Origin of the sequence: Aureimonas sp. N4 (assembly GCF_001463925.1) — a bacterium.
Classification (GTDB): Bacteria; Pseudomonadota; Alphaproteobacteria; order Rhizobiales; family Rhizobiaceae; genus Aureimonas; species Aureimonas ureilytica_A.
Window position 1 is genome coordinate 1 of record NZ_BBWS01000019.1, and the last position, 23,854, is coordinate 23,854.

Here is a 23,854-nt window from a genome sequence, read left to right on the forward strand (position 1 = left end):
TCGAGATCGTGCCCCTGCCCAACATGATCGGCGCAGGCGTGCCGACGCCCCGCCTCTATGCCGAGCCGACGCCGAGCGTGATGCATTGCGTGCCGCTCGGCGTGTCGGAAATGCGCCGGACCATGCGCACCATCCTCGACCATCTGGACGACCGCGACACCGGACTCTTCGTGGTGGACGTCTCCTGCGAGATCGGCCTCCTGGCGCGCGCGGCGAGCGTGCCCTCGATCCAGATCAGGATGCATGGCGACCGGGGCGATATCGGCCATGTCGGCGCCTACGAGGCGGCCGTGGGCATGCTCGCGCCCTTCGACGAGCGCATGGAGCAGGACGACTATCCCGCTCGCCTGCGCGCCAAGACCTTCTATTCCGGCGGCCTGTGCACGACGCTGGATGCCGTGCCGGGCAAGGCCGAGGCGCGCGCCAAGCTCGGTCTCGATCCGACCCGCGAGATCGTCGTGGTGTTGACCGGGGGCGGCGGCAGCGGCACGCCCTATGCCCCGCTCACGGTCGCCGCCCGCGCCGCGCCCGACGCGCTCTGGCTGGTGCTCGGCCCGACGCACCGCGAAGGGCATGAGACGGATTTCAGCAATTGCCAGGAGCTCGGCTGGGTGCGCGGCGTCACCGACTATCTCGCCGCCGCCGATATCGTGATCGCCTCGGCGGGCGACAACACGGTGCATGAGATCGCGCGGGTCGGCCGCCCCTTGGTGGTGATGCCGGAATGGCGCTATTTCGGCGAGCAGACCCGCAAGGCCGAAGCCTTGGTGCGGCTCGGCGCGGCGGTCAGCGCGCCGGCCTGGCCGGGCGACCTCGCCGGCTGGCAGGCGCTGCTGGAACGTGCGCGCGGGTTGGAGACGCAAGCTATCGCCTCGCTCTACGACGCGGAGGCCGCCCGCAAGGCCGCCGGCTGGCTGGAAGGGCTCTGCGACGAGCTTTGGGCCGGGGCTACGCAGGCAGATGCCAAGACAAGCGCCGCACCGGCGCTGAGCGTCGTCGCCAGCTGATCCCGCGCATTGTCAGATACTCGAATTCTCGCGGCGGAACGATAGAAGGCCCGCCGCGAGACGCCAGCAAAGGGCAGGATGCTGCGAGTTGAGAGCCTTCTCAGCTGAACAAACGCTCGCCCGGCTGAAGCGCCGCGGCAATTTCCTGCGGCTCGGGGCGGCGGTGCAGTTCGATCCGGTCGGCGCTCTCGCTCCAGCCGATCAGGCCCTGATCCCGAAACTGGCCGAGCCAGTAATCCATGCACCAGCGCCCGTGCTTGTCGCGAAAGCGCGCGGCGTTGCGCAGGATATGGTCGAACTGGTGGAGCGGCGGCACATGGACGGGATGGTGCTGGTGATAGGCCCGCGCGCCCGCCGTCCAATAGAACCGAAGGCCGGATGCGCCCGCGCGCGCGGCGAAATCGGTCTCTTCGCCGCCATAGCCATGGAAGCTCTCGTCCATGCCGCCGAGCGCTAGATAGCGTTCGCGGCGCAGCGCGAAGGACAGGCCCCAGAGTTCGCCGGAATCGGGCTCCTCGCGCACGCCTGTGTCGGGCATGGCGGGCTTGGACGGGTGCGCCTGTCCGATCCGGTCGAGCGCGGGATAGTCGATCGCCTCGCCCACGGCTCCGTCCGGCAGGTATAGGACTTCGCCGAGAAACAATCCGTCTCGCTCCCCGGCCGCCGCGCCATAGGCGGCCACGAGGTCCGGGCCTGCAATACAGTCCACGTCGAGAAACACCAGCACCTCGCCCCGCGCCGCCTCGGCCGCGCGATTGCGCGCGGCCGCGAGCGGCATCGGGTCGCCCGGCACGAAGACATGGCGCACGGGCAGCCCGATCTCGGGCAGGTTGCCGTGCGGCTCCTCCTGCATCCAGGCGATGACGAGTTCGTCGGGCCTTTGCGTTTGAAGCGCGAGGCTCTTCATGAGGTTGGCGAGATGGCGCTCGCGGCCGCGAACCAGCGTCAGAGCACTGATGATGGCCATGCCGCGCGCGCCTTGTTGCGGAAGTGGAGAACGCCCTCGATGACACCGCGCGCATGGGTGGCGCGGGCGACATAGGAGTGTTTAAGCGAAGGCAGACTCGCCAGATCGTCGGAGAAATTGGCGACGATGATGGCCTGCGGGATCGTGCGCAGCATCTCGATGTCGTTGCCGGAATCCCCGGCGACGAAGACCGCGTTTTCGGGCAGGCCATAGCGCCGGCGCACGAAATCCACCGCCGTGCCCTTGGAAGCGCGCACGGGCAGGATATCGAGATAGCGCCCGTGGCTGTGGATCACCGAGCATCGCAGGCCCGCCAGTTCCAGTCGCTCGCGCACGCGAGACGTGATCTCGCGGTCGCCATCGCTGAAATAGGAGAGCTTGAAGGCGCGCTGTTCCAGCGCGGCCTGCGGCACGAGGCCCGGCAGTCCGCGCAGGGCCCGGTGGACCGCCTCGCGGTTCCAGCCCCGGCGCACGGTGTCACGCCAGTCCGGATCGGCGGTATAGGTCGTTCCGTTGCTGTCGAGATGATAGATTTCCGAACCGACCGAGGTGATCATCACCTGCGGGCGCGGCGTGTTGCGCTGCTCCAGGATCGACATGGCGCTGTGGAACGAGCGGCCGGTGGCGACGCCGAAAACCAGGCCGTCCTGCTCGCTGCGCCATTGCGTGAAGCGCTGAACGCCGATGTCGCAGCCGACCAGCGTGTTGTCGATATCGCAGATCAGAAGCTGCTCGACCTTGGCGCCTGTCGCCTGCCGGCGGGCCAACAAAGACTGCACCAGCTCATGATAGCGCGCAGCGTGCCGGCTCCAGTCATAGGCCGCGACAGCCTTGGCGCCAGCCGCCGCATAGCGATCCCACAAGGCGGAGTCGCGCAGAATGCGCAGCGCCCCTTCGGCGATGGCCTGCGTGGACTGCGGGTCCACCAGCTCGCCATTGCCGCACATCTCGATGATGTCGTTCGGGCCGCCGCTGTCGGTCGCCACCAGCGGCAGGCCGACCGCCGAGGCTTCCAGCAGCGTCAGGCCGAAGGGCTCATTGAGGGCGGGATTGACGAAGAGGCCGCGCCGATCCCGCGCATAGGCGTAGATCGCGGCCACATCGTCGGGCCGGTGTGTCTTGGGGTAGGCAACATGGCCGTAGAGATCGTAGCGATCAATGAGACACAGGATCTCGCGGATTTCGCCGGACATTTCGCCGTCGAGCGCCGAGAGGTCCTGCCGGTTGCCGGCCATGATCACGAGATTGGCGCGCTGGCGCAGTTCGGCATTTTCGCCATAGGCGCGCACCAGGGCGCAGAGGTTCTTCTTGGCGACGGGCCGTGCCAGCGCCAGCAGCACCGGCTTGTCCGGCTCGCTCAGGAAGCGGTTGATCGAGGCTTCGACCTCGGGGCAGGCGGTCGCCGCGCCGAAGCGCTCGAGATCGCTGCCGGGTGGCAGGATGCGGATGCGGCCGGGGTCGTATTCGCGGTAGCCGGCATATTGCACCTCCGCCTCGTCGCGCGAGGAGGCGATGACCAACGAGGCGCGCGCGATGGCCGCTTCCTCGATCTCGATGCGCTTGTCCAGATGTGGCACGTCGGCGGCGCGCGCGCCCATCACCTCGGCCTTCACCCGGCCGAGCGAATGGGCGGTAAAGACGAAGGGAATGCCGAGCCGATCTTCCACGATGGCGGCGACGCTGGCGGCATCGGCATAATGGGCATGGATCAAGTCAGGGCGCTCGTCCTGCGCCTCGATCCAGGCGATCAAACCTTCAGCGAAGCTCTCCGTCTCGGCCCACAAATCCTCCTTGGGCAGATAATCGGGCCGCGCGCTCGCCAAGCGCAGAATTTCGATGCCGGATTCCTCGCGCACAGGCGCTGGCGCGTACTCGTCCCCCAGTTCGCTCACGAACCCCCGCGTCGCGATCACCGTGCGGCGCACGGGACCTGCCGTGGAGGACGCACGAACCAGATCGAGCAGATAGCGGATATGGCCCCCCGTATCGGCCGTCAGACCATAAGCGACATTCTCGGCGCGCAGGCAGCCCTGCAGGGCGACATGAAGCAAGAACATGACCGTCTCCCTTTCCAACCCCTCATCTCGCCCATAATGACCGAGGAAGAGTTTTGTTCAGGTCCCCAAATGCTCCGCATCGCTCAAGTCGCGCCTAACATTTTCCCGGTTCCGCCGATCAATCACGGCGGCACCGAAAGAATTGTCCAAGAATTAAGCGCCGCGTTGCGAAGTCTTGGTCACGAGGTAACGCTGTTCGCGCCGACCGACAGTGCGACGAATGGCCCGATCATCGGTTCCCTACCGAGTCTTCAGGCGCTGGAGACTCAATATGGCCAAGTTCCGCCCTCTATTCCGGCGGTTCTGGAGGCGGTGCAGATGGAGCATCTGCGCCGGCATCTCGGGTCCTTCGACATCGTCCATTGTCACGGTGAATTCTTCCACGCCGCGCTTCTGGGCGAGCGGCGCAAGCACAGCCTGACCACCATTCACTGGCGGGTGGACGAGCTGGATCGGCAACTCTTCTTCGCCGCCTTTCCCGATCTGCCGGTGGCCGCCATATCGGCCGCGCAGGAAAGCGGCATACCGGAGGCGAACCGCGCCGGCGTCGTGCATCACGGGATCGACGGATCGCGCTACACGCCCCAGACCGCGCCGGGGCGCTATCTCGCCTTTATCGGCCGCATGACGGACCAGAAACGCCCCGACACGGCCATTCGCGTCGCGAAGGCCGCTGGGCGATCCATCCGGCTGGCGGGCACGGTGGATGTTGGCAACCCGCTTTACTTCGAGCGCGAGGTACGCCCGCTCCTGTCGCAGAGCGCCGAATATGTCGGCCCGGTGGATGACGCGGCCAAGAACACGCTTCTCGGCGGGGCGGAGGCGCTTTTGTTTCCGATCGACTGGCCGGAGCCCTTTGGCCTGGTGATGATCGAGGCCATGGCCTGCGGCACGCCCGTCATCGCCTGGAAGCGCGGCAGCGTGGCCGAGATCGTGGAAGACGGCGTCACCGGATTCGTGGTGGAGAGCGAGGCGGAAGCGGTGGACGCGCTCAAGCGGATCGGCACAATCGACAGGGCGGGCGTGCGCCGCCGCTTCGAGGAGCGGTTCACCAGCCGCCACATGGCCCAGCGCTATGTCGAACTCTATGAAAGGCTTCTCGCCCAATGATGCGAACCGCCCTGATCGCCTGGGACTATCCGCCGTCGCCGAGCGGCCTGTCCACGGCGGCCCGCGAGATCGCCGAGAGCCTCGTTCAGGCCGGCTGCGACGTCACGCTCTTCACGCTCGACCGCACAGGCCGCGAGACGGCGGGCGGCGTGTCCATCGTCGGCTGCGCCATCGACAAGACAGGCGGCCTCGGCCGTCTGCGGCTCTATGGCGGCGCGGGGCATCTCGCCGCCCCGCTCGCCTTTCGCCGCGCGGTTCTCGCCGAACATGCCCGCCGCCCCTTCGACGTGGTGGAGGCGACCAACTGGTACGCCCCGGCGGCGCTCCTGACCGGGCGGCACGGCTTCGCGCTGGTCACGCGCAACTCGACGCCCGCCGCCTTCTCGCGCGACCCAGCCCAAAGCGCGCGGGACCGGATCGACGGCTGGGCGGCCGACCGGCTGGAAATCCGGCAGGCCAAGGGCAGCGCCGGGCTCATCTCCAACACGGGCGAACATGCGCGCCGTATCACGGCGGAATACGGCCTGTCAGGCCATCAGCCCCATGCCGTGGTCGGCCTCAGCCTGCCGCCCGGCACGCTGGCGCGGGCGAAGGCCGCCGCCTATCCCGAGGCCAGGCCGGGCGAGCCGCTGCGGCTTCTTTTCGTCGGCCGGGCGGAGCATCGCAAGGGCTTCGACATGATCATGGAAGCGGCCGCGATCCTCGGCGCGGAGGTCGATCGCGGCGCAATCCCGGACTTCGAAGTGCGCCTCGTCGGCGTGCCGGCAAGCGATGTCCCGGCCGATCTGCCCGAGCCGGCGCGCCGGCGCGTCAAGGCGCTGGGGCGGATGCAGGAAGAGGCGCTGGCGGTGGAATATGCCGGGGCGCACGCGGTTCTCGCGCCCTCGCGCTACGAGAGCTTCGGCCTCGTCTATCAGGAGGGCATCGCCTATGGCCGGCCGATGGTCGCCAACGCGCTGGACGCGAGTGGGCGCGAGTTCGTGGGCGATACGGGCGCGGGCCTGATGGCGGCGAGTGACACCGGGGCGGCCATGGCCGACGCCATCCGCCCGATCCTGACCAGCGACGAGACCCGCCAGTCGCTGCGCGCGGCGGCGCTGAAAGCCGCCGGCCGCTTCAACCGAGAGACGCTGGGCCGGGAAACGCTGACGCTCTACGGCAAGGCCCGTCAGGGCTCATAGGGGCGCAGCAGCTCGGCTTCCTCGAACAAGCGCCCGCCGCCGGGGTTCATCGCCTCGTAGCGGCGGGAGCGCGCTTCCACATGGGCGCGCCCGAGATGATGCCCGATGCCGCCGCCCAGAAACAGGAGGCTCCGCTGCCAAGCTCGCGCCGGGCGCTCGTGCACGGGATTCTCATAGCGCACGGAGCGCCGGTTCAGCCGATATTGCGTGTCGGGAAAGAGGTCGGCCAGGACCCCGTCCACGCGATTGGCGCGCCGCAAGCCGATCGAGACGACATCCGGCCCGACCGCGCCCACGAGATAGGGCAGCGCCTCGGCGACGCCCTCCTCCAGCGTCTCGTCGGCGTCGAGTTGCAGCACCCACTCATGCCGCGCCATGTCCTGCGCGGCGTTGCGCTGGGCAGCGAAATGGCCGGCGAGCGGACGATGGCGCAGGCGTAAGCCGGGGCCGTCCTCCTCCGCCCCTTCGCCATCGAGCAGGATCAGGATATCGTCGCACCAGACGCGCGCGTCTTGGGCCAAGCCCAGCGCGGCCTCGCGCTCGGCCGCACGGCAGAGGATGGCGAGGCTGATCGGCGCGGACGGCCCGTCCGTGAGCGCGCGCAAATGCGCCGCGCCGGGGAGCGGCGAATGGGGTTGGCGCAGCGCCTCGGCCTGGGCTTCGCCTATCGGCTCGGCCCAGAGCCCGTACAGCGTCGCGGCAGAGCGCAGCGTATAGGCGTCGAACCCGTAAGGCGTGTCGGGCTCGCACACGACCGGCCCCGGCTTCAGCGCCCGGCCGAGTTGCTCACGGCTTGGTGCGCCGGCCCTCGGATCATCCACCAAGAGCCCACAGGAGCCGCAGGCGAAGGCGAAAGGACGCACCCGCTCGCCCCAGGACAGATCGCGCCCGGCCGCGTCCCAAAGCCGTGCGCCGCACAGGAAACAGCGCGAAACGCCCGCCCGATGCTCCGAATGTCGTTTCCCGGCCATCCAAATGAGTCCTATGCGATTGCCGTGCGGCATCTAGCTCATGGTGAGGCGCTGTCCATCGCGGTGGCTGTCCGAAGGTTTCTTGAGCGATCCAAACTCCGTGTCGACCAGCGCCTCCAACCGCGCGGGCGCCGAGCGCCGGCACACGGCTCCGGGAAACGGAGACAGTGACGGCACCTCGCCCGTCCATCACGAGACGCGCGACATCCGACGTCAGCGCCAACCAGATGAGTTCACGGCCATGGAAGAGCTTTCGAGCGAGATCATCGACGGATCCTTCCGCGCGCTCGCGGAGATCGCGCTTCTCGCCGCCGCGCGGGCGGACGGGCACGAGGCCGATCTCACGGCCGAACTGAACGCTCTGCGCCGGCACGGCTGCCTCGCCGCGCCCATGCGTCCCGAAGGGTCAGGCTTTGCCTATGCCTACCCGGCCGCGCGCTCGCTGCCCTTCTTCGCGGCGCTCGGCGGGGCCGATCTCAGCCTCGGCCGCCTGTTCGAAGGCCATGCCAACGCGCTGCAACTCGTCTCACTCTTCGGCCGGACGGATCAGAAGGCGATGGTGCGCGCGCGGGTCGAGCATGGCGCGCTGCTCGGCGTCTGGGGCGCGGATGGCAGTCCGCCCTTTGCGATCGAGCCTATCGAGGGCGACCGCCTGCGGCTGACCGGGGCGAAGCGCTACGCCTCCGGCCTCGGCTGGGTTTCGCTGGCGCTGGTTCCGGTGACGGAGGCGGACGGGCGGCTTCAGCTTCTTCTGATCGATGTGGACGAGCCCTCCCGCCTGGACTTCTCCAGCTGGCACATGCGCGGAATGCGCGCCTCGCGCTCGGGCACGTTCCGGTTCGACGGCCTAGACATTCCCGCCTCGGCGCGTCTCGGCGGGCCGGACGACTATCGCCGCGAGCCCTTCTTCATGGGCGGCATCTGGCGCTGCGCGGCCGTGCAGCTCGGCGCGATCGAGCGGATCGTGCGCGGGCTGGCGGATGGTCTGCGCGAGACGGGCCGGCTCGATCACCCGCTCCAGAGCGCACGGGTCGGCGAAGCCATTCTGGCGGCGCGGGACGCGCGGCTTCAGGTCGAGGCGGCGGCGCGCGCGGTGGAGGGCGGAGAGGAGGCCGAGCTTGCCGCCTCGCTCGCGGTTTTCGCGCGGCTGCGGGTGGAATCGGCGGGGCTGGCTGTGATCGCGCTGGCCGAACGCGGCCTCGGACTTTCGGCCTTTGCGGAAGACCATCCCTTGGCGCGCCCGATCCGCGACCTATCAACCTATCTGCGGCAGGCCAACCCGGACGCCGCGCTGTTGGACCATGCGCGCCGGCTGGCGGCGCGCCTGCCGGAGATTTTCAGATGAGCCGCTACGGCGACTGGTGCGCCCGCCACGATGTGGCCCCCGTCGTGGACCCGCTGCTCCTGATCGGCGCGGGCGGGCTGGTGGTCATCGCGCCGCACCCGGACGACGAGGCACTCGGCGCATCCGGCCTGCTTCTGGCCGCCGCGCAAGCCGGGCGCGCGGTCGGCCTCGTCGCGCTGACCGACGGCGAGGGCTCGCATCGCGGCTCCACCGAATGGCCGCCCGAACGCCTGGCCGCGCGTAGGCGCGAGGAACAGGCGCTCGCCATGGCGGAATTGGGCTGCGAAACCGCTGAGATGCTGCGCCTCGCCCTCCCCGACGGCGCGTCGCGCTGGCACGACGATTTCGCGGGCGCGGCCGAAAAGGTCGCGGCGCTCTGCGACCGAACAGGTGCGACGGCGCTCGCCTCCACCGTGCTCTTCGACCCGCACCCGGACCATGAAGCCGCCGCCCTTCTGGCGGAGGCCGTGCATCGGCTGCGCCCCCATATCCGGCTTCTGTCCTATCCCGTCTGGTCGCTGCGCCACCCCGAGGATAAGGAGGTGGATGTCGAGGGGTTGCATCCGTTCCGCGTGGAGACGCCGATCGTGGAAAAGGCGCGCGCCATCGCCCGCCACGAAACCCAGATGGGCGGCATCGTGACGGACGACCCGGAAGGCTTCGCCCTGCCGGACTGGTTCCTGCGCCATCATCAAGGCCCGTTCGAATGCGTGTTCTGGCACATGAGGCCGGGTACGCCGCCGGGCGCGGAGCATTTCGAGACACTCTATCGCGGCGACAACGATCCCTGGGGCGCGCGCGACAGCGCCTACGAGATCGAGAAGCGCGAGGATGTGATCCAATTCCTCGGCGACGACTGGCAGGGCAGCGCCATCGAGATCGGCTGCGGCGAGGGTCATCTCTCGGCCGCGCTCGCCACCCGCTTCTCGGAGGTCACCGGCTTCGACCTCGACCCCAATATCGTCGCGCGCGCGAACGCGCGCCATGGCGCGCCGGGGCGCGTGGAGTTCCATGTCGGGCGAATGCCGGACGACTTCCCCGATCGGCCCTTCGATCTGCTCGTCCTCTCGGAAATGCTCTATTTCCTGACCGAGCCGGAGATCGAGACGCTTCTGTCGCGCGCATGCCGCAAGTCGCAGCCCGGCGCGGGCCTGCTTCTCGTCAACTATCTCGGCCGCACCGACACGCCGCTTTCGGGCGACGACGCGGCGGACTTCCTGCGCATGGTCGCGGCCGAAAAGCTGACGCTGGAGCGCTCGATCAGACGGGATCGCTACCGGCTGGATCTCTTGCGCTTTCGCGCACCGCCTGGAGAAGCTTGAGAAGAGCGGGCAGCTCGGTGGCCAGCTGCGAGCGGCGCAGGCGCTCGCGTTTCAGCAGGGGGCTGAGTTCTTCCACGAGAGTCCAGGCTTCGCCGGGCGTGGCCTCTGCTTCGACAGCCTCGATCTCGGCCTCGGTCAGGCCGAGCGCCGACAGAACATCTCCGCGCGCTTGCGCCGAGCCGGCTCGCGCAAAAGCCAGCCGCGCGCGGATGCGGCGCTCCAGCGCCTCCGCCGGCTCCAGCGCTTCGTCCACCAATGGGTCGGCCTCGTCGCGCGAGCGCTTCAACTCGTCCGACAGGCCGCCCCGCGCCCGGCCGTCGAGCCGGCAGGAGGTCCAGACCAGCGGTCCCTCGCTGAACCGCACGGGCAGCCCGAGCGCGCGCACGCGGCGGAGCAGCGCGCGGTCCTCGCCGAAGCTGGTGACGGGCAAGCCGCCGACCGCGCCATAGACCCCCGCGCGCAGGCCGAAATTCGCGCCGCCGATATTGCCGTGATGCGGCCAAGGGTTGAGCGGATCGGGGTCGAGCCGGGCGTCGATCTCGCGCGAAGCGGCGCGGTATTCGCGCAGCACCGTTTCCGCCGCCTCGTCGGTCGGCGGCAGGAGCGCGGCTTCCGCCGGGTCGAAGCCGATGGCCCCGCAAACCAGCGCCGCGCCGCTCGCGAACTCGACGTCGTAGGCCGCGCGCCAGCCGGGCTGAACCACGGTATCGGCGTCGATCGAGAAGAGATGGGCGTGTGGCGAGAGTTCGAAGGCGAGGTCCAGCGCCAGACGCCGGGCGAGCGGGGCCGAGCCTCGGCCGGGCTGCCAATTCACGTCGAGAAGGAGAAACGGTGCGTCGCCGGCTTCGAACAGGGCCAGCGCGCGCGCCAGCGTGTCGTCCGTCGAGCCGTTGACCACGAGGACGACGCCTTCGCCGGGCGCAAGCTCGGCCATCAGCGCGCGCAAGGTGGCGTCGATCCGCTCCGCCTCGTCCCGCGCGGGAAGAATGGCGACGGCCCCCGCCCCATCGAACGTGCCGCCCTGATGGAGGGCGACGCGAGCGAGAGCCTCATAGCTCCCAAGCGTTTCCAGCCGGAACGGCTGCACCGGCTGGAGATCGGTCATCCGTATCAGCTGTTCGGCGCGACGAGCTTGCCGTCCTGGCGACGCCAGAGCTTCAGCGGATTCGCGTCCTTGAGCGCGTCGGGCAGGAGCGCGTCCGGCAGGTCCTGATAGGAGACGGGGCGCAGGAAGCGCTCGATCGCCTTGGAGCCGACCGAGGTCGAGCGGCCATCGGCCGTGGACGGATAAGGACCGCCATGAACCATGGCGTGAGAAACCTCGACACCCGTGCCGAAGCCGTTGACGAGGATGCGGCCCGCGCGCTTTTCCAGAAGCGGCAGGAGCTTGCGCGCCGCCTCGTGGTCGGAGTCGGCGATGTGGATCGCGGCGGTGAGCTGGCCTTCCAGACCCTGGATCACCTTGGCGAGTTCCGCCTCGTCGCGGCAGCGCACGACGAGCGAGGAGGAGCCGAACACCTCTTCCTGCAGGTGCGCGTCGGAGAGGAAATCTTCCGCCGAGACCGCGAAGAGCGCCGACTGGCCGCGCAACTCGCCGCCTTCCTGGCCCCGGCCGAGCGTCTCGACCTTGGCATGGCCTGCGAGCTTGGCGACGCCGCCCGCGTAGGACTTGCAGATGCCGGGCGTCAGCATGACGGCGGCCGAGGTCTCGGCCAGCGCCTTGGCGGCAGCGGCTTCGAAGGTCTTCAGCCCCTCGCCTTCCACGGCGAGGATGAGGCCCGGATTGGTGCAGAACTGGCCGGCGCCCAGCGTCAGCGACGCGACGAAGCCCTTGGCGATCGCCTCGGCCCGCGCGGCCAGCGCGCCGGGGAAGAGGATCACCGGGTTGATCGAGCTCATCTCGGCATAGACCGGGATCGGCTCGGGGCGGGCGGCCGCGATCTGCATCAGCGCCGTGCCGCCGCCGCGCGAGCCGGTGAAGCCGACGGCCTTGATGCGGTGGTCGGCGACGAGGCCCTGGCCGATCTGACGGCTGGCGTCGAACAGAAGCGAGAACACGCCCTCGGGCATGTTGCAGCGCTGGGCCGCAGCCAGAACGGCGCGGCCGACGAGTTCCGACGTGCCGGGATGGGCCGAATGCGCCTTCACCACGACGGGGCAGCCGGCCGCGAGCGCCGAGGCCGTGTCACCGCCGGCGACCGAGAAGGCGAGCGGGAAGTTGGACGCGCCGAACACGGCGACGGGCCCAAGCGGCACGTTGCGCAGGCGCAGGTCCGGGCGCGGCAGGGGCTGGCGCTCGGGCATGGCCGGATCAACGCGCGCGTCGAGGAAGCCGCCATCGCGCAACACACCCGCGAACATGCGAAGCTGGCCCATCGTACGGCCGCGCTCGCCTTCGACGCGGGGGCGCGGCAGGCCGCTTTCCTGGCAGCAGCGCTCGACCAGTTCGTCGCCCAGCGCCAGGATCTCGTCCGCGATGGCTTCAAGGAAGCGGGCGCGATCCTCGAGGCTGGTTTCGCGATAGGTGTCGAAGGCCTCGTCGGCGAGGCGGCAGGCCTTTTCCAGATCGTCCTTGGTGGCGCCGCCGAAACCCGGCTCGATGCGCTGGCCGCTGGCCGCCTCGACGCCGAAGATCTCGCCGGCCGTTCCCTTGGCCAGCGTGTGGCCGATGATGAGTTCGCCCTGGATGGTCATGGTATTTCTCCGCCATGGCTGGAAGCAGGCGCTTCCGAAAGACTGGCGCTTTCCTATAGACCTTCCATCTCGGTTGGAACCGCTGTTTTCGTTTACAGGGTCTAAATGTCTGAGAATTCGTTCCGCGTCTCTCGAACTCGCCCTTCCGCTCGTCCGGGAGAAAGCTTGTGAGGCGCCTGTCGCGCGTCACCGTTGGCGCCGTGGCGACAGGTTTCGCCCTTCTCGTGATCGCAGGCGGCGCGACGACATGGCTGATTGCGCGCGTGGCCGACAACACGGCGCTCGTCTCGCATTCGCTGCGGGTCGAGCTGGGGCTGTCGCAGTTTCGCACCCTGTCGGAACAGGCCGAAACGGCGCGGCGCGGCTTCCTGCTCGATCCTGACGCCCGCTTCGCACGCGCGGTCGAGGGCATCGCAGGCAACATGGGCCCCGCGCTGGAAGATCTGCGCGCCATGGTGCGGGACAATGCCGACCAAAGCCATCTGTTGGATCGCCTCGCGGCCGCGAGTCGCGAGCATCTCATTCTGATCCGCAGATCCATGGCGCAGCGCCGCACGGAAACCTCGCCCAGCGGTCTCGACTTCTCCTGGGACCGCTCGACCCAGTTGATCCAGCAGGTTCGCGAACTCGCCGGCACCCTGACCGAGGAGGAACGTCAGCTCCTGGACGAGCGCATCGAGCGTCAGCAGGCCAGCCAGCGCATCGCCTATGGCGTCATCGCTCTCGCGGCCGTTCTTCTCATGCTGGTGGCAGCGGGCACGATCTGGGTGACGCGCAGCACCCTTCGCGCGCTCCATCGCACCAGCGGCGAGTTGGCCCGGCTGAACGACGATCTGGAAGGAGCCGTGCAGGCGCGCACGGTCGATCTTCAGCGTGCCAACGACGAAATCCAGCGCTTCGCCTATATCGTCAGCCACGATCTGCGCTCACCTCTCGTAAACGTGATGGGCTTCACGAGCGAGATGGAGGCCACGATCCGACCTCTGAGCGAGCTTGTGGAGCGGGCGGAGGCCGAAGGCTTCCCCTTATCGGAGGACGCCAAGCTCGCCGTGCGCGAGGATCTGCCGGAGTCGATCCGCTTCATCCGCGCCTCCACCGAGAAGATGGACCGCCTTATCAACGCCATCCTGCGCCTGTCGCGCGAAGGGCGGCGCAACCTCGCGCCCGAGCCGATCGACATGAACGCCCTGGTCGCCGGAATCGTGGGCAGTTCCCAGCACAAGTTGCAGGATGTGGGCGGCGAAGTGCGCGTTTCGCCGCTCCCCAGCCTCGTCAGCGACCGGGTGGGACTGGAGCAGATTTTCTCCAATCTCATCGAGAACTCCATCAAATATCGCAAGCCCGGGCGCCCGCCGGTGATCGAGATTCGCGGCCGGCGCGAAGGCGAGCGCGCCCTGTTCGAGGTGGCCGACAATGGGCGCGGGATCGACCCGAAGGACCATGACCGGGTGTTCGACCTGTTTCGCCGCTCCGGGGCGCAGGATCAGCCGGGTGAAGGCATTGGGCTGGCTCATGTGCGCGCGATGGTTTATCGTTTGGGAGGCATAATATCTTGCGAATCAACTCTTGACGCCGGTGCGACATTTTGCCTTTCCATGCGGGCCGACCTTTCGGACGAAGGAGCTAGAGCGTCTTGAACTCGCCGCGTAGCGTTACGATCGTCATGGTCGAGGACGATGAAGGCCATGCGCGCCTCATCGAAAAGAACATCCGCCGGGCGGGCGTCCACAATCCGATTCGACATTTCACCGATGGAACCAGCGCCCTGAACTTCCTGCTGGGAGATGCCGACGGGCCTTCGGGAGGCCATCCCGCGCTCGTGCTTCTGGACCTCAACCTGCCCGACATGAGCGGCACCGACATTCTGGTGCGCATGAAGGAGAACGCCGCCGGCCCGCTGCGCCGCACGCCGGTGGTGGTGCTGACCACGACGGACGACAAGGTCGAGATTCAGCGCTGCTACGATCTGGGCGCCAATGTCTACATCACCAAGCCCGTGAACTACGAGAGCTTCGCCCAGGCCATCCGGCAGCTCGGCCTTTTCCTGTCCGTGATCCAGATCCCGGAAGCGACCAGCGAAAGCATCTGACCAGCATGGCACGGGTTCTTTATATCGACGACGACGAGGGCCTGTGCCGTCTGGTCCGGCGCGCCATGGAACGGCGTGGCCATACGATCGAAACGGCCTCGGGCGGGACGGAAGGCCTAGAACGGCTCCGCGAGGGTCGTTTCGATCTCGTCGCCGTGGATCATTACATGCCGGGCATGGACGGGCTGGAAACGCTGGCCGCCATGGCCCGACTGCCCCATCCGCCTCCCGTCGTCTATGTTACCGGCTCCGAAGAAGGGCGCGTGGCGGTCGCCGCCCTCAAAGCGGGGGCGGCCGACTACATCGTCAAGACGATCGGCGACGACTTCTTCGACCTTCTCCAATCCACCTTCACGCAGGTTCTCGACCGTCGCCGACTCGAAGCGGAAAAGGCCGAAGCCGAGGCCAAGCTGCGCGCCTCCTACGAGCGGGTCGAGGCGCTTCTGAAGGAAGCGAACCACCGCGTTGCCAATTCGCTCCAGATCGTCTCGGCTTTCGTGCGGCTTCAGGCCTCGGCCGTGACCAGCGAGGAAGCACGCTCGGCCCTGCGCGATACGCAGCAGCGCATCACGGCCATCGCGCAGGTTCATCGCCGTCTCTACAATTCCGACGATCTCGACCTCGTGGAAATGTCCGACTATCTGGCAACGCTTCTCGCCGAGGTAGAGGCCACATGGTCCACGCCGCTCGCGCCGCATCGCCTGCGCTTGTCGGCCGAGCCGATCCGCCTCGCTACCGACAAGGCTGTGTCCATGGGCGTGCTCGTGGCGGAGCTGGTGAGCAACAGTTTCAAATATGCTTATCCGCCGGGCGTTGCGGGTGAAATCCGGGTCGATCTGCGCGCGGACGGGCCTGGCTTCGTCCTGCGCGTCGAGGACGAGGGACAGGGCTTCACCCCCGGCGCGCCGCCCAAGGGTACGGGCACGGGCACCAAGCTCGTGCGCGCCATGGCCAGCAGCCTGGGCGCCGACATCCAGCACGAGAACGACGCTTCGGGCTATCGCGTGCGCATTCGGGCGGCCGAAGGGTGCGGGCGCGGGGCCAGCCTTCCGGCCTGCGCCTCGCCATAAGCGCGCGATCCGCGCCAAAACATGTCCCCCAAACTCAGCTTTTTTTCACCGCAGCGACATATGTTAGACATGAATCCAGGAATCGTGCGAAACATCCCAAGGATGACGAATGCGATGCCTGCAGCTGGCCCGCGTCAAGGCGGCCGACCGATTGCGACGGGAGCGGCCTCATGACCGTGGACACCTATCTTCAGCTCGACGAACAGCTTTGCTTCGCCGTCTACTCCACCGCCCATGCCTTCAACCGGCTTTATAAGCCACGGCTGGACGCGCTCGGCATCACGTATCCGCAATATCTCGTCATGATGGTGCTCTGGCAAGACGAGCCGCAGACGGTGGGTAGCCTGGGGGAGCGGTTGCTTCTCGATTCCTCCACCCTGACGCCGCTTCTCAAGCGTCTGGAGGCGAGCGGCTTCGTGACGCGCACCCGCTCGACGCGCGACGAACGCGTGGTGGACATCGCCCTCACCCCGAGGGGCCGCGCCCTGGCGGAGGAAGCGCGCAGCGTTCCCCCGGAAATTCGCGCCGCCACCGGCGAGACGGATGCCGAGCTGGAGCGTCTGCGTCGCTCGATCCTGCGCGTGCGCGACGCGCTTCAGGCGTCGAACCTGCCCTGATCCCACGATCAAAACCCGTGCGTACGCGCCGCAGATGCGCTAGACCCCGCCTCCGACAAGGGTGAGAGCGCCTTTCGCGGTGCTTCGCCCCTGGGGAGGAGGCCCAGCCACATGACCAGCCTGACCAACCAGAACCTGCCGGAGATCGGCCAGCGTATCGCCGTGCCCGGCTATGACCGCGCGAAACTCTCGCCCGGCATCGCCCATTTCGGCGTCGGAAATTTCCACCGCGCCCATCAATGCGTCTATCTCGACGATCTCTTCGCGACGGGGCGGGACCAGGACTTTGCCGTGGTCGGCCTCAGCGTCCGCACGGAAGACAAGCCGGCCTTTGCCGATATGCGCGCACAGGACGGGCTTTTCACCGTTACCGAGGTCGATGATGGGTTGTTCCGCCCGCGTGCGGTCGGCTCGATCGTCCAACTGGTGGAGCCGGGCGACCGCGAGGCGATCCTCGCCACGCTGACCGCGCCCGAAATCCGCATCGTCACGCTCACCGTGACGGAAGGCGGCTATTTCATCGCGGGCGACAAGCCCGACCTCCAGCACCCCGATCTCGTGGCCGATACGGGTGATCTCTCCGCCGCGCGCACCGTGTTCGGTTTGATCCTGTCGGCCATCCGCATCCGGCGCGAAGCCGGCGCGCCGCCTTTCACGGTCCTCTCCTGCGACAATCTCCCCCACAATGGCGATCTGACGCGCGGCATCGTGACGGGTCTCGCCGAGCGGGTCGATGCCGACCTTGCCGATTTCGTGCGCCGCGAGATCGCCTTCCCGAACTCGATGGTGGACCGCATCACGCCGGCCACCAACCAGACGCAGATCGACACGCTCGCCCGCGAAAAAGGCGTCGAGGACAAGCGCCCCGTGTTCTGCGAACCCTTCATTCAATGGGTGATCGAGGATCGTTTCTCGGCCGGTCGCCCGGCTCTGGAGCATGTCGGCGTCACCTTCGTGGAGGACGTCACGCCCTATGAGCTGATGAAGCTGCGCATCCTGAATGCCGGCCACGCGACGATCGCCTACCCGTCGGCGCTGCTCGGCCTCACCTATGCGCACGAGGCCATGCGCGACGATCTCGTCCTGCGCTTCTTCGACGATGTCGAGCGCAACTACCTCCTGCCCGCCTCGCCGGAAATCGAGGGCGTCAGCCGTGAAAGCTATCTCGCCAAGGTCACCGAGCGCTTCGCCAATCCCGCCATCGCCGACACGATCCGGCGTCTCTGCCTCGACGGCTCGAACCGCCAGCCGAAATTCGTCATCCCCGCCCTGCGCGAGTTCCTGGCCGAGGGGCGCGACGTATCGGGCCTCGCCATGCTTCAGGCGCTCTGGTGCCGCTATTGCTATGGCGAAATGGAGGACGGAACGCAGATCGAGCCCAACGACCCGAACTGGGACGCACTGCGCGAGGCTGCCCGCGCCGCCAAGGACGAGCCGCGCCGGTTCCTCCAACAGCGCGGCATCTTCGGCGATGTGGCCGATAGCGAAGCCTATGCCGAGATTTTCTCGCGGCACTTGCGTGCGATCTGGGAAAAGGGCACGCGGCAGGCGATGGAGGACTATCTGTCCGGCGCTCGGCGCTGATATCGGACGCTCGCGTAGCGCCATCCGTAGCCAGCTAATCGACCGCCATGTTATGGACTGGTCGAGAAGCGAGCGCTCTCCATAATAGTGCAACGAAGGATCGGTTCGCCTCAACGAAGAGGCGGATCGATCTCAGCCCAGAGACACACTGTTGCCCCGGCATTCGAGGCTCAGGCCGGAACAGCTACAGTCCACGATGGCCCTTCTGCATCTCAGCTATGTCAGCACTCTTGCCGAAGGTCAGTCGCTGGCCGATCTCGTGCATGACCTCGGAAGGTTCCGGGAGCGCAATCTGTCGCTCGGGATCACCGGCTGCATCGCCTTCGAGAACCGTCGCATTATGCAGGTGTTGGAAGGGCCGGTCGAGAACGTCGAGCGTCTGTTCGAGATCATCGCCCGGGACCCGCGCCATTACGATGTCATCCAGATCGAGCGCAAGCCGATCGAGCGGGTCAGCTTCGGCCATTGGGGCATGGTGCGCCGGCCGATCGCGGACGTGATCTTTTTAAGTCAGCTCACCTGACGCGCCCCATGCTGGCCAAGCCGCACCACAGGCCGTAAGAGCGCTTCGACCTGTTCGCGCGCGGCCGAGGGTGAATCGAAGATGGGCGAACCTCGCCTTTCCCTTCGTTCGGCCGTCTCGATGGATCGCCCGCCCCTCTGGACCTGAGCCGAGATGACCGACCCGCTTCTGCCGCTTCGCGACCTTGCCCGGACCGGGGGCGCCCATGTTCTGGCCGCCGATATCGGCGGCAGTTTCATCAAGCTCGCCGGCGCGGATGCGAGCGGGCTACCATTGGCGCGCGCGTCCCTGCCCAATCCCTCGGGTTCCTGGCCCGATTTCGTGGAAACCCTGCGCAGCCTCGCCGACGCCGCCGACCCCGACCGCGCGCTGACCCTGGCCCTGTCGGTGGCCGGCACGATCGACCCGGACACGGGCGCATCGCTCGCGGCCAATATTTCCTGCATCACGGGCCGCTCGCTGAAGCGCGAACTGACGCAGGCGCTCGGCCGCCCCGTGGAAGCGGCCAATGATGCCGACTGTTTCGCGCTGGCCGAGGCGCTGCGCGGGGCCGGGCGCGGCCAGCGCACCGTGTTTGGCGTGATCCTCGGCACCGGCGTCGGCGGCGGGCTCATCTGGAACGGCCATATTCTGGAGGGCGCGGGCGGCGTTTCGGGCGAATGGGGCCACGGGCCTGTCCTGAAGGACCGGATGGTCGCGGGGCGCATCGTGCCTGCTTTTGCCTGCGGCTGCGGCCAGACCGGCTGCGTCGATGCCAGCGGCAGCGCGCGCGGGCTGGAGCGCATCGATCTCGCTCTTCACCCCGAACGCGCCGCGCGCGACAGCCGCGCCATCGTGGACGCCTGGCGCGCGGGCGAGGCGGAGGCGAGCCTCACCGTCGACACCTGGCTCGACACGCTGGCCGGGCCGCTGGCGCTCGTTCTGAACACGACGGGGGCCGGCGTCGTGCCGGTCGGCGGCGGCCTGTCCAACGCTGTCGATCTCCTCGCCGCGCTCGACGCACGCCTTCGCGCGAGCATTCTGCGCCGCAGCGACGCGCCGATCGTGAAGCCCGCCGAACTCGGCCCGGAGGCCGGGCTCGTCGGCGCGGCTCTCCTCGGGCTCGGCGCGGGCGCGAACTGACGCCGATCCTCCCAATGCCTTTGTTGTTGGCGAACGCGTCCGCGGGGAGACGTACCTGAGCGCCCGTTATACGCCGCGCGTGGCTCTGGTGCGCGCCTGCGCCGTCCCGACACAGGCGCACCGATCGAACCGATGGAGCCTTGCCGCGTTGCCCTTTTAACAGAAAGGACAGCGCCATGAGCCATATTCCCAAGGACCGTTTCGACAACCAGCAGGACCAGCCGGACGTTCAGGACCGGGACGCCGATCAGGCCGCCCAGCAGTCGCAGCAGGACGAGTTGAACGAGGCGCTCGCCAAGATTCCTCCACAGGACGAAGCGCCCGAGCCGCGCTGACCACCCTGCCCCGGCGGCGCGGATGCGCCGCCCTCTTCCTGCCCCGGACCCTCCCTTGCCCCTGCCCGCCGCCTTCCCGACCGGCCTTCAGTCGCCGGACGCCTTTCCCGCTGGGCTGAGCGCCCTCGGGCACAAGCCGCTCGTCGTCTGCCACAATGACGCCGACGGGCTCAGCGCGGGGGCGATCCTGCTTCACGCCCTGCGGCGCGGCGGGCGCGAGCCGGATGTTCGGATCATCGGCAAGGGCGAGAACGCCTACTCCCGCGAGTTCGCGCAGGAGATAGCTGGGAGCGAGGCCGAGGGCATGATCATCGCCGATCTCGGCGTCGCGCCCGCCCTGCCCCGGCCGGACCTGCCCACGATCCTGATCGACCATCACGTGCCGACCGGGCTGCCAGAAGGCGCGCTGATCGTCAGCGGCATCCACGACAGCCCGATCCCGACCTCCTCGCTTCTCGCCTATCGCTGCGCGCGGGCAGCGGGTCTGGCGGACGGGCTTCTCTGGCTGGCGGCGATCGGACTGATCGGCGACTTGGCGGAAAATGACGGCTTTCCCGAAATGGACGAGGCGCGCAAGCTCGGTATCACCGCGCTGCGCAAGGCCGCCTCGCTGGTCAACGCGCCGCGCCGCACGGCCTCGGGCGATGCAAGCCCGGCGCTCGATCTTCTCCTGAAAGCCGATGGACCGAAAGCGGTTCTCTCGGGCGAGCATGAGGAGACGGCGCAGCTTCTGGCGGCCAAGGACGAGGTGAAGCGCGAGTTAAACGAAGCGCGCAAGATCGGGCCGAAAGTGGTAGGCGAGGTCGCGCTGGTCCTGTTTTCGTCGCCCACGCAAATCCACCCGCTGGTCGCGCAAGCCTGGCGCGGGCGGATCAAGGATCGAATCGTGATTGCGGCGAATGCCGGCTATCGCGACGGCTATGTCCACTTCGCCGCGCGCACGGCGGCGGATCGCGATCTGCTCGCCTTTCTGGCCGAGCACCAGCCGCCCGGCGCGACCGAGCAATATGGCAATGGCCATCGCTTGGCGTCCGGCGGAGCCCTCACCATTCCCGACTGGAACCAGTTCATCGCCTCGCTCGGCTTCGGGCGTGAGGCGCAGATTTCCCCTGAGAAGGCCGCCTGATGCAGACGCGAATTTCCAAGCTCGGCTTTCCCGTCAAGGTGATGGCGCGCGACGATCTGAAGAGCAACGACGCCCGCCGCGCCGCCAGCCATCCGCATCTGAAGATCTCGCTCACCTATATCGACGCGATCCTCGACCATCTCGTGAAGCACGATATCCGCATGTACCGCATGTCGTCCGACCTCGCGCCTTATGCGACGCATCCGGATATGCCGCAGTTCCACGCCATGGTTTCGGAAAGCCGCAGCGAGTTGGAGGCAATCGGCAGGAAGGCGATGGACCTCGGCATTCGCCTGTCCTTCCACCCTTCGCAATATATCGTCCTCAACAGCCCCGACCCGGCGCTGGTGAAGAAGAGCATCGCCGATCTCGTGTCCCAGGCCGAGATGCTGGATCTGATGGGCCTGCCGCCCGAGGCCGTTCTCGTGATTCATGTCGGCGGCACCTATGGCGACATTCCCGCCTCGCGCCAGCGCTGGGTCGAAACCTGGAAGACGCTGCCCGAGCCCGTGCAGCGGCGGCTGGTGCTGGAGCATGACGACCTGCGCTTCTCGGCCGGGGACGTTCTCTGGATTCACGAGCACACGGGCGTGCGGCTGATCTTCGACTACCAGCATTTCTGGTGCCTCAACCCCGAGCGCGCCGATCTGCGACAGACGGTGGAGCGCATTCTGGCATCCTGGCCCGAGGGACAGCAGCCCAAGATGCATTTCTCCTGCCCGCGCACCGAGCTTCGCGAGCAGGTGCGCGTCGACAAGAAGACGAAGAAGAAGACCACTGTCCATGTTGCGCCGGTGTTCACGGGACACGCCGATTTCGTCAATCCGTTCGAATTCGCGACGCTGATGCGCACGCTGGACGGACTCGACTTCGACATCATGCTGGAGGCCAAGGCCAAGGACCTCGCCCTTCTGCGCCTGCGCCCGGACCTCCTTCGCTACGCGCCCGACGTCGCCGCCCGCTTCGGCCTGGAGCCTTCCGAAGCGCCCGAACTGGAGGCGCAGGAAGACGAGGTGCTGGAAGAGGTCGAAGTGGCCGGCGGGGCCTGAGAACCGAGGATAGAACGCTGCGGGTCGGCCCGTCAGCCCTCGTCCTCGTCCCGCGTCCCCGAACCATCCTCGAAGCGGAACCACTCGAAACCATAGGCATCGAGACGCAGCGTCCGCTCCTTGGCGTCGATATGCACGCCTTGGCGCAAGAGCGGGCTCATCGCCGCAAAGGGCAGGCCTTCGGGAAGATGAGCCAGCGCCGGACGGTCGGCGAGATTGTGCAGCGTCAGAACCCCGCCGCCGCGCCAGCGCGACACGAGCGCGAGCACCGAACCATCGCCGGCCTTCAGCACCTCTGGCCGAGCCCAGCCGATCTCGCGCGCTTCGCGCCGGGCGCGGATCAGGCGGCGCACCTGCGACAGAAGCGAGAGCGGGTCGAGCTTCTGCCGGGCGACATTCACATGGGGGAAGGCGAAGGGCCCTTTTGCCACGACCGGCCGCACGCAATCCTTCGCCCTGGCCGACGAGAAGGCGCCGTTCTCGGCCGCGCTCCATTGCATGGGCGTGCGCACGGCATGGCGCTCGGGCAGGCTCAAATCCTCGCCCATGCCAATCTCGTCGCCATACCAGATGACGGGCGTCCCCGGCAGGGCCAGCATGACCGAGAAGGCCATGGCGAGCCGGCGCTCGTCACCGCCCAGCATCGGGGCCAGCCGTCGGCGCAGACCCCGGTCGTAGAGCTGCATATCCTCGTCCGGCCCGAAGGCGGCGGAGACTTCTTCCTTCTCCTGCGTCTCCAGCCGGCCGAGATCGATCTCGTCGTGATTGCGCAGGAAGGTCGCCCATTGCGCGATGGCGGGAATCTCTGGCAGCGCCTTCAGGAAGTCCGCGACCGGCCCCGCTTCCCCGCGCGCGAAGGCGAGAAACATCTGCTGGTTCAGCGGAAAGTTGAAGATCACATGCAGCCGGTCCCCCGTGCCGAAGTAATCGCCGGCTTCGTCCATCGGGATATTGGCTTCAGCGAGCAGGATCGCCTCCGCCCGCCGCCAGGACAGGAAGGTCTGAAGCTGCGACAGGTAGCGATGCGGCTCCCAGCCCGAGTGAGCCGATGACAGGTCCTCCAGCATGAAGGGCACGGCGTCCATCCTGAAGCCCGAGACGCCGAGCGCCAGCCAGAAGCCCATGATGCGCTCGATCTCTTCGCGCACTTGCGGGTTGGCGATGTTGAGATCGGCCTGATGTTCGTAGAAGCGGTGGAAGTAATATTCTTTCCGCTTGGTGTCGCGCGTCCAGGTCGTCTTCTGGACACCGGGAAAGATCACGCCCTTCTCGGCATCCTCGGGTTTGTCCTTCCGCCAGACATACCAGTCGCGATATTTCGGATCGCCCGCCCGGCTGGCCTGAAACCACGGATGGTCGATCGAGGAATGATTGACCACGAGATCGACCAGAACGCGCAGGCCCCGCTCGTGGGCCGCGTGGGTGAACTCCACGAAATCGCCCAGCGTGCCGTAGCGCGGATCGACATTGTAATAATCCGCGACGTCGTAGCCATTGTCGCGATTGGGGCTGGGATAGAAGGGCAGAAGCCAGATGCAGGTCGCGCCCAGCGCCTCGATATGGTCGAGCCGGCCGGTCAGCCCCTTGAAGTCGCCGATCCCATCGCCATCCGAATCCTGAAACGTCTCGACATCGACGCAGTAGATCACCGCGTTCTTGTACCAAAGATTGAGCATTCCGCCTCC

General features: G+C 67.7%; 21 protein-coding genes. 15 read left to right on the forward strand and 6 right to left on the reverse strand.

Translation table 11 applies throughout. The features are described 5' to 3' along the window. Positions 1–1,007, forward strand: a 1,007-nt coding sequence (locus AUL28_RS06160; RefSeq protein WP_062231026.1) for a glycosyltransferase, incomplete at its 5' end; no start/stop codon positions are given. A gap of 100 nt (positions 1,008–1,107) precedes the next feature. Here AUL28_RS06160 and AUL28_RS06165 read toward each other — a convergent pair. Together AUL28_RS06165 and AUL28_RS06170 are read right to left on the reverse strand one after the other, a co-directional pair. Beyond that, the gene (locus AUL28_RS06165; RefSeq protein ID WP_062231027.1) at positions 1,108–1,974 is read right to left on the reverse strand and encodes a glycosyltransferase family 2 protein; all 867 of its coding nucleotides are present in this window, start codon (positions 1,972–1,974) and stop codon (positions 1,108–1,110) included. After that, entirely contained in the window at positions 1,953–4,031 is a 2,079-nt protein-coding gene (locus tag AUL28_RS06170) for an HAD-IIB family hydrolase (RefSeq protein ID WP_062231029.1), read from the reverse strand. Before AUL28_RS06170 ends, AUL28_RS06165 begins: the two co-directional genes overlap by 22 nt. A 69-nt stretch (positions 4,032–4,100) precedes the next feature. Between AUL28_RS06170 and AUL28_RS06175 the strand changes: the two genes are divergently transcribed. Both AUL28_RS06175 and AUL28_RS06180 read left to right on the forward strand, forming a co-directional pair. After that, positions 4,101–5,141 (forward strand): glycosyltransferase family 4 protein, encoded by a 1,041-nt coding sequence (locus AUL28_RS06175; RefSeq protein WP_062231030.1) that lies wholly within the window; start codon positions 4,101–4,103, stop codon positions 5,139–5,141. Next, entirely contained in the window at positions 5,141–6,322 is a 1,182-nt protein-coding gene (locus AUL28_RS06180; protein WP_062231060.1) for a glycosyltransferase family 4 protein, read from the forward strand. The genes AUL28_RS06175 and AUL28_RS06180 overlap by 1 nt, the downstream gene beginning before the upstream one ends. Here the strand turns inward: AUL28_RS06180 and AUL28_RS06185 are convergent. Continuing rightward, positions 6,310–7,293 (reverse strand): hypothetical protein, encoded by a 984-nt coding sequence (locus AUL28_RS06185; RefSeq protein WP_062231031.1) that lies wholly within the window; start codon positions 7,291–7,293, stop codon positions 6,310–6,312. The two genes, AUL28_RS06180 and AUL28_RS06185, sit on opposite strands and share 13 nt — an antisense overlap. Positions 7,294–7,393: 100 nt before the next feature. On the opposite strand from AUL28_RS06185, the gene AUL28_RS06190 reads away from it, so the two are divergent. Both AUL28_RS06190 and AUL28_RS06195 read left to right on the forward strand, forming a co-directional pair. Further along, on the forward strand, positions 7,394–8,638 hold the full coding sequence (locus AUL28_RS06190; protein ID WP_156419903.1) for an acyl-CoA dehydrogenase family protein: 1,245 nt from the start codon (positions 7,394–7,396) through the stop codon (positions 8,636–8,638). Beyond that, positions 8,635–9,960 (forward strand): bifunctional PIG-L family deacetylase/class I SAM-dependent methyltransferase, encoded by a 1,326-nt coding sequence (locus AUL28_RS06195; protein ID WP_062231033.1) that lies wholly within the window; start codon positions 8,635–8,637, stop codon positions 9,958–9,960. Before AUL28_RS06190 ends, AUL28_RS06195 begins: the two co-directional genes overlap by 4 nt. Here AUL28_RS06195 and AUL28_RS06200 read toward each other — a convergent pair. Both AUL28_RS06200 and AUL28_RS06205 read right to left on the reverse strand, forming a co-directional pair. Further along, entirely contained in the window at positions 9,899–11,065 is a 1,167-nt protein-coding gene (locus AUL28_RS06200) for a glycosyltransferase (protein WP_062231034.1), read from the reverse strand. The two genes, AUL28_RS06195 and AUL28_RS06200, sit on opposite strands and share 62 nt — an antisense overlap. Before the next feature lie 5 nt (positions 11,066–11,070). Further along, on the reverse strand, positions 11,071–12,654 hold the full coding sequence (locus AUL28_RS06205) for an aldehyde dehydrogenase (NADP(+)) (RefSeq protein ID WP_062231035.1): 1,584 nt from the start codon (positions 12,652–12,654) through the stop codon (positions 11,071–11,073). A 167-nt stretch (positions 12,655–12,821) separates the two neighbouring features. Here AUL28_RS06205 and AUL28_RS06210 point away from each other — a divergent pair, with 167 nt between their 5' ends. The 10 genes from AUL28_RS06210 (at position 12,822) to uvsE (ending at position 22,169) form a co-directional block, all read left to right on the forward strand. Then, positions 12,822–14,291 (forward strand): sensor histidine kinase, encoded by a 1,470-nt coding sequence (locus AUL28_RS06210; RefSeq protein WP_062231036.1) that lies wholly within the window; start codon positions 12,822–12,824, stop codon positions 14,289–14,291. A gap of 26 nt (positions 14,292–14,317) precedes the next feature. Further along, complete coding sequence (locus AUL28_RS06215; RefSeq protein WP_058600011.1) at positions 14,318–14,743, forward strand: response regulator; 426 nt, start codon at positions 14,318–14,320, stop codon at positions 14,741–14,743. Between the two features lie 5 nt (positions 14,744–14,748). Continuing rightward, positions 14,749–15,813: a response regulator gene (locus AUL28_RS06220; protein WP_062231037.1), complete on the forward strand. Its 1,065-nt coding sequence runs from the start codon at positions 14,749–14,751 to the stop codon at positions 15,811–15,813. Between the two features lie 170 nt (positions 15,814–15,983). Next, positions 15,984–16,430, forward strand: a complete 447-nt coding sequence (locus tag AUL28_RS06225) for a MarR family winged helix-turn-helix transcriptional regulator (RefSeq protein WP_058600009.1) — start codon at positions 15,984–15,986, stop codon at positions 16,428–16,430. A 111-nt stretch (positions 16,431–16,541) separates the two neighbouring features. Further along, positions 16,542–18,014: a mannitol dehydrogenase family protein gene (locus AUL28_RS06230; protein WP_062231038.1), complete on the forward strand. Its 1,473-nt coding sequence runs from the start codon at positions 16,542–16,544 to the stop codon at positions 18,012–18,014. 196 nt (positions 18,015–18,210) lie between these two features. Beyond that, entirely contained in the window at positions 18,211–18,537 is a 327-nt protein-coding gene (locus tag AUL28_RS06235; protein WP_062231040.1) for a BLUF domain-containing protein, read from the forward strand. A gap of 153 nt (positions 18,538–18,690) precedes the next feature. Then, positions 18,691–19,659, forward strand: coding sequence for an ROK family protein (locus AUL28_RS06240; RefSeq protein WP_062231042.1), 969 nt, complete (start codon positions 18,691–18,693; stop codon positions 19,657–19,659). Between the two features lie 176 nt (positions 19,660–19,835). Next, positions 19,836–19,994, forward strand: coding sequence for a hypothetical protein (locus tag AUL28_RS22550; protein WP_156419904.1), 159 nt, complete (start codon positions 19,836–19,838; stop codon positions 19,992–19,994). A 55-nt stretch (positions 19,995–20,049) separates the two neighbouring features. Further along, positions 20,050–21,120, forward strand: a complete 1,071-nt coding sequence (locus tag AUL28_RS06245) for a DHH family phosphoesterase (RefSeq protein WP_062231044.1) — start codon at positions 20,050–20,052, stop codon at positions 21,118–21,120. Beyond that, the gene (gene uvsE / locus AUL28_RS06250; RefSeq protein ID WP_062231046.1) at positions 21,120–22,169 is read left to right on the forward strand and encodes a UV DNA damage repair endonuclease UvsE; all 1,050 of its coding nucleotides are present in this window, start codon (positions 21,120–21,122) and stop codon (positions 22,167–22,169) included. The genes AUL28_RS06245 and uvsE overlap by 1 nt, the downstream gene beginning before the upstream one ends. 32 nt (positions 22,170–22,201) lie before the next feature. Here the strand turns inward: uvsE and AUL28_RS06255 are convergent, their stop codons facing one another. Beyond that, entirely contained in the window at positions 22,202–23,845 is a 1,644-nt protein-coding gene (locus AUL28_RS06255; protein WP_062231048.1) for an alpha-amylase family protein, read from the reverse strand. Positions 23,846–23,854 lie beyond the last annotated feature (9 nt).

Bases quoted from the DNA above. Each gene is read 5' to 3' on its own strand.
- AUL28_RS06165 (WP_062231027.1), bottom strand. From the start codon at position 1,974: ATGGCCATCATCAGTGCTCTGACGCTGGTTCGCGGCCGCGAGCGCCAT.
- AUL28_RS06170 (WP_062231029.1), bottom strand. From the start codon at position 4,031: ATGTTCTTGCTTCATGTCGCCCTGCAGGGCTGCCTGCGCGCCGAGAAT.
- AUL28_RS06175 (WP_062231030.1), top strand. From the start codon at position 4,101: ATGCTCCGCATCGCTCAAGTCGCGCCTAACATTTTCCCGGTTCCGCCG.
- AUL28_RS06180 (WP_062231060.1), top strand. From the start codon at position 5,141: ATGCGAACCGCCCTGATCGCCTGGGACTATCCGCCGTCGCCGAGCGGC.
- AUL28_RS06185 (WP_062231031.1), bottom strand. From the start codon at position 7,293: ATGGCCGGGAAACGACATTCGGAGCATCGGGCGGGCGTTTCGCGCTGT.
- AUL28_RS06195 (WP_062231033.1), top strand. From the start codon at position 8,635: ATGAGCCGCTACGGCGACTGGTGCGCCCGCCACGATGTGGCCCCCGTC.
- AUL28_RS06200 (WP_062231034.1), bottom strand. From the start codon at position 11,065: ATGACCGATCTCCAGCCGGTGCAGCCGTTCCGGCTGGAAACGCTTGGG.
- AUL28_RS06205 (WP_062231035.1), bottom strand. From the start codon at position 12,654: ATGACCATCCAGGGCGAACTCATCATCGGCCACACGCTGGCCAAGGGA.
- AUL28_RS06215 (WP_058600011.1), top strand. From the start codon at position 14,318: ATGGTCGAGGACGATGAAGGCCATGCGCGCCTCATCGAAAAGAACATC.
- AUL28_RS06220 (WP_062231037.1), top strand. From the start codon at position 14,749: ATGGCACGGGTTCTTTATATCGACGACGACGAGGGCCTGTGCCGTCTG.
- AUL28_RS06225 (WP_058600009.1), top strand. From the start codon at position 15,984: ATGACCGTGGACACCTATCTTCAGCTCGACGAACAGCTTTGCTTCGCC.
- AUL28_RS06230 (WP_062231038.1), top strand. From the start codon at position 16,542: ATGACCAGCCTGACCAACCAGAACCTGCCGGAGATCGGCCAGCGTATC.
- AUL28_RS06235 (WP_062231040.1), top strand. From the start codon at position 18,211: ATGGCCCTTCTGCATCTCAGCTATGTCAGCACTCTTGCCGAAGGTCAG.
- AUL28_RS06240 (WP_062231042.1), top strand. From the start codon at position 18,691: ATGACCGACCCGCTTCTGCCGCTTCGCGACCTTGCCCGGACCGGGGGC.
- AUL28_RS22550 (WP_156419904.1), top strand. From the start codon at position 19,836: ATGAGCCATATTCCCAAGGACCGTTTCGACAACCAGCAGGACCAGCCG.
- uvsE (WP_062231046.1), top strand. From the start codon at position 21,120: ATGCAGACGCGAATTTCCAAGCTCGGCTTTCCCGTCAAGGTGATGGCG.
- AUL28_RS06255 (WP_062231048.1), bottom strand. From the start codon at position 23,845: ATGCTCAATCTTTGGTACAAGAACGCGGTGATCTACTGCGTCGATGTC.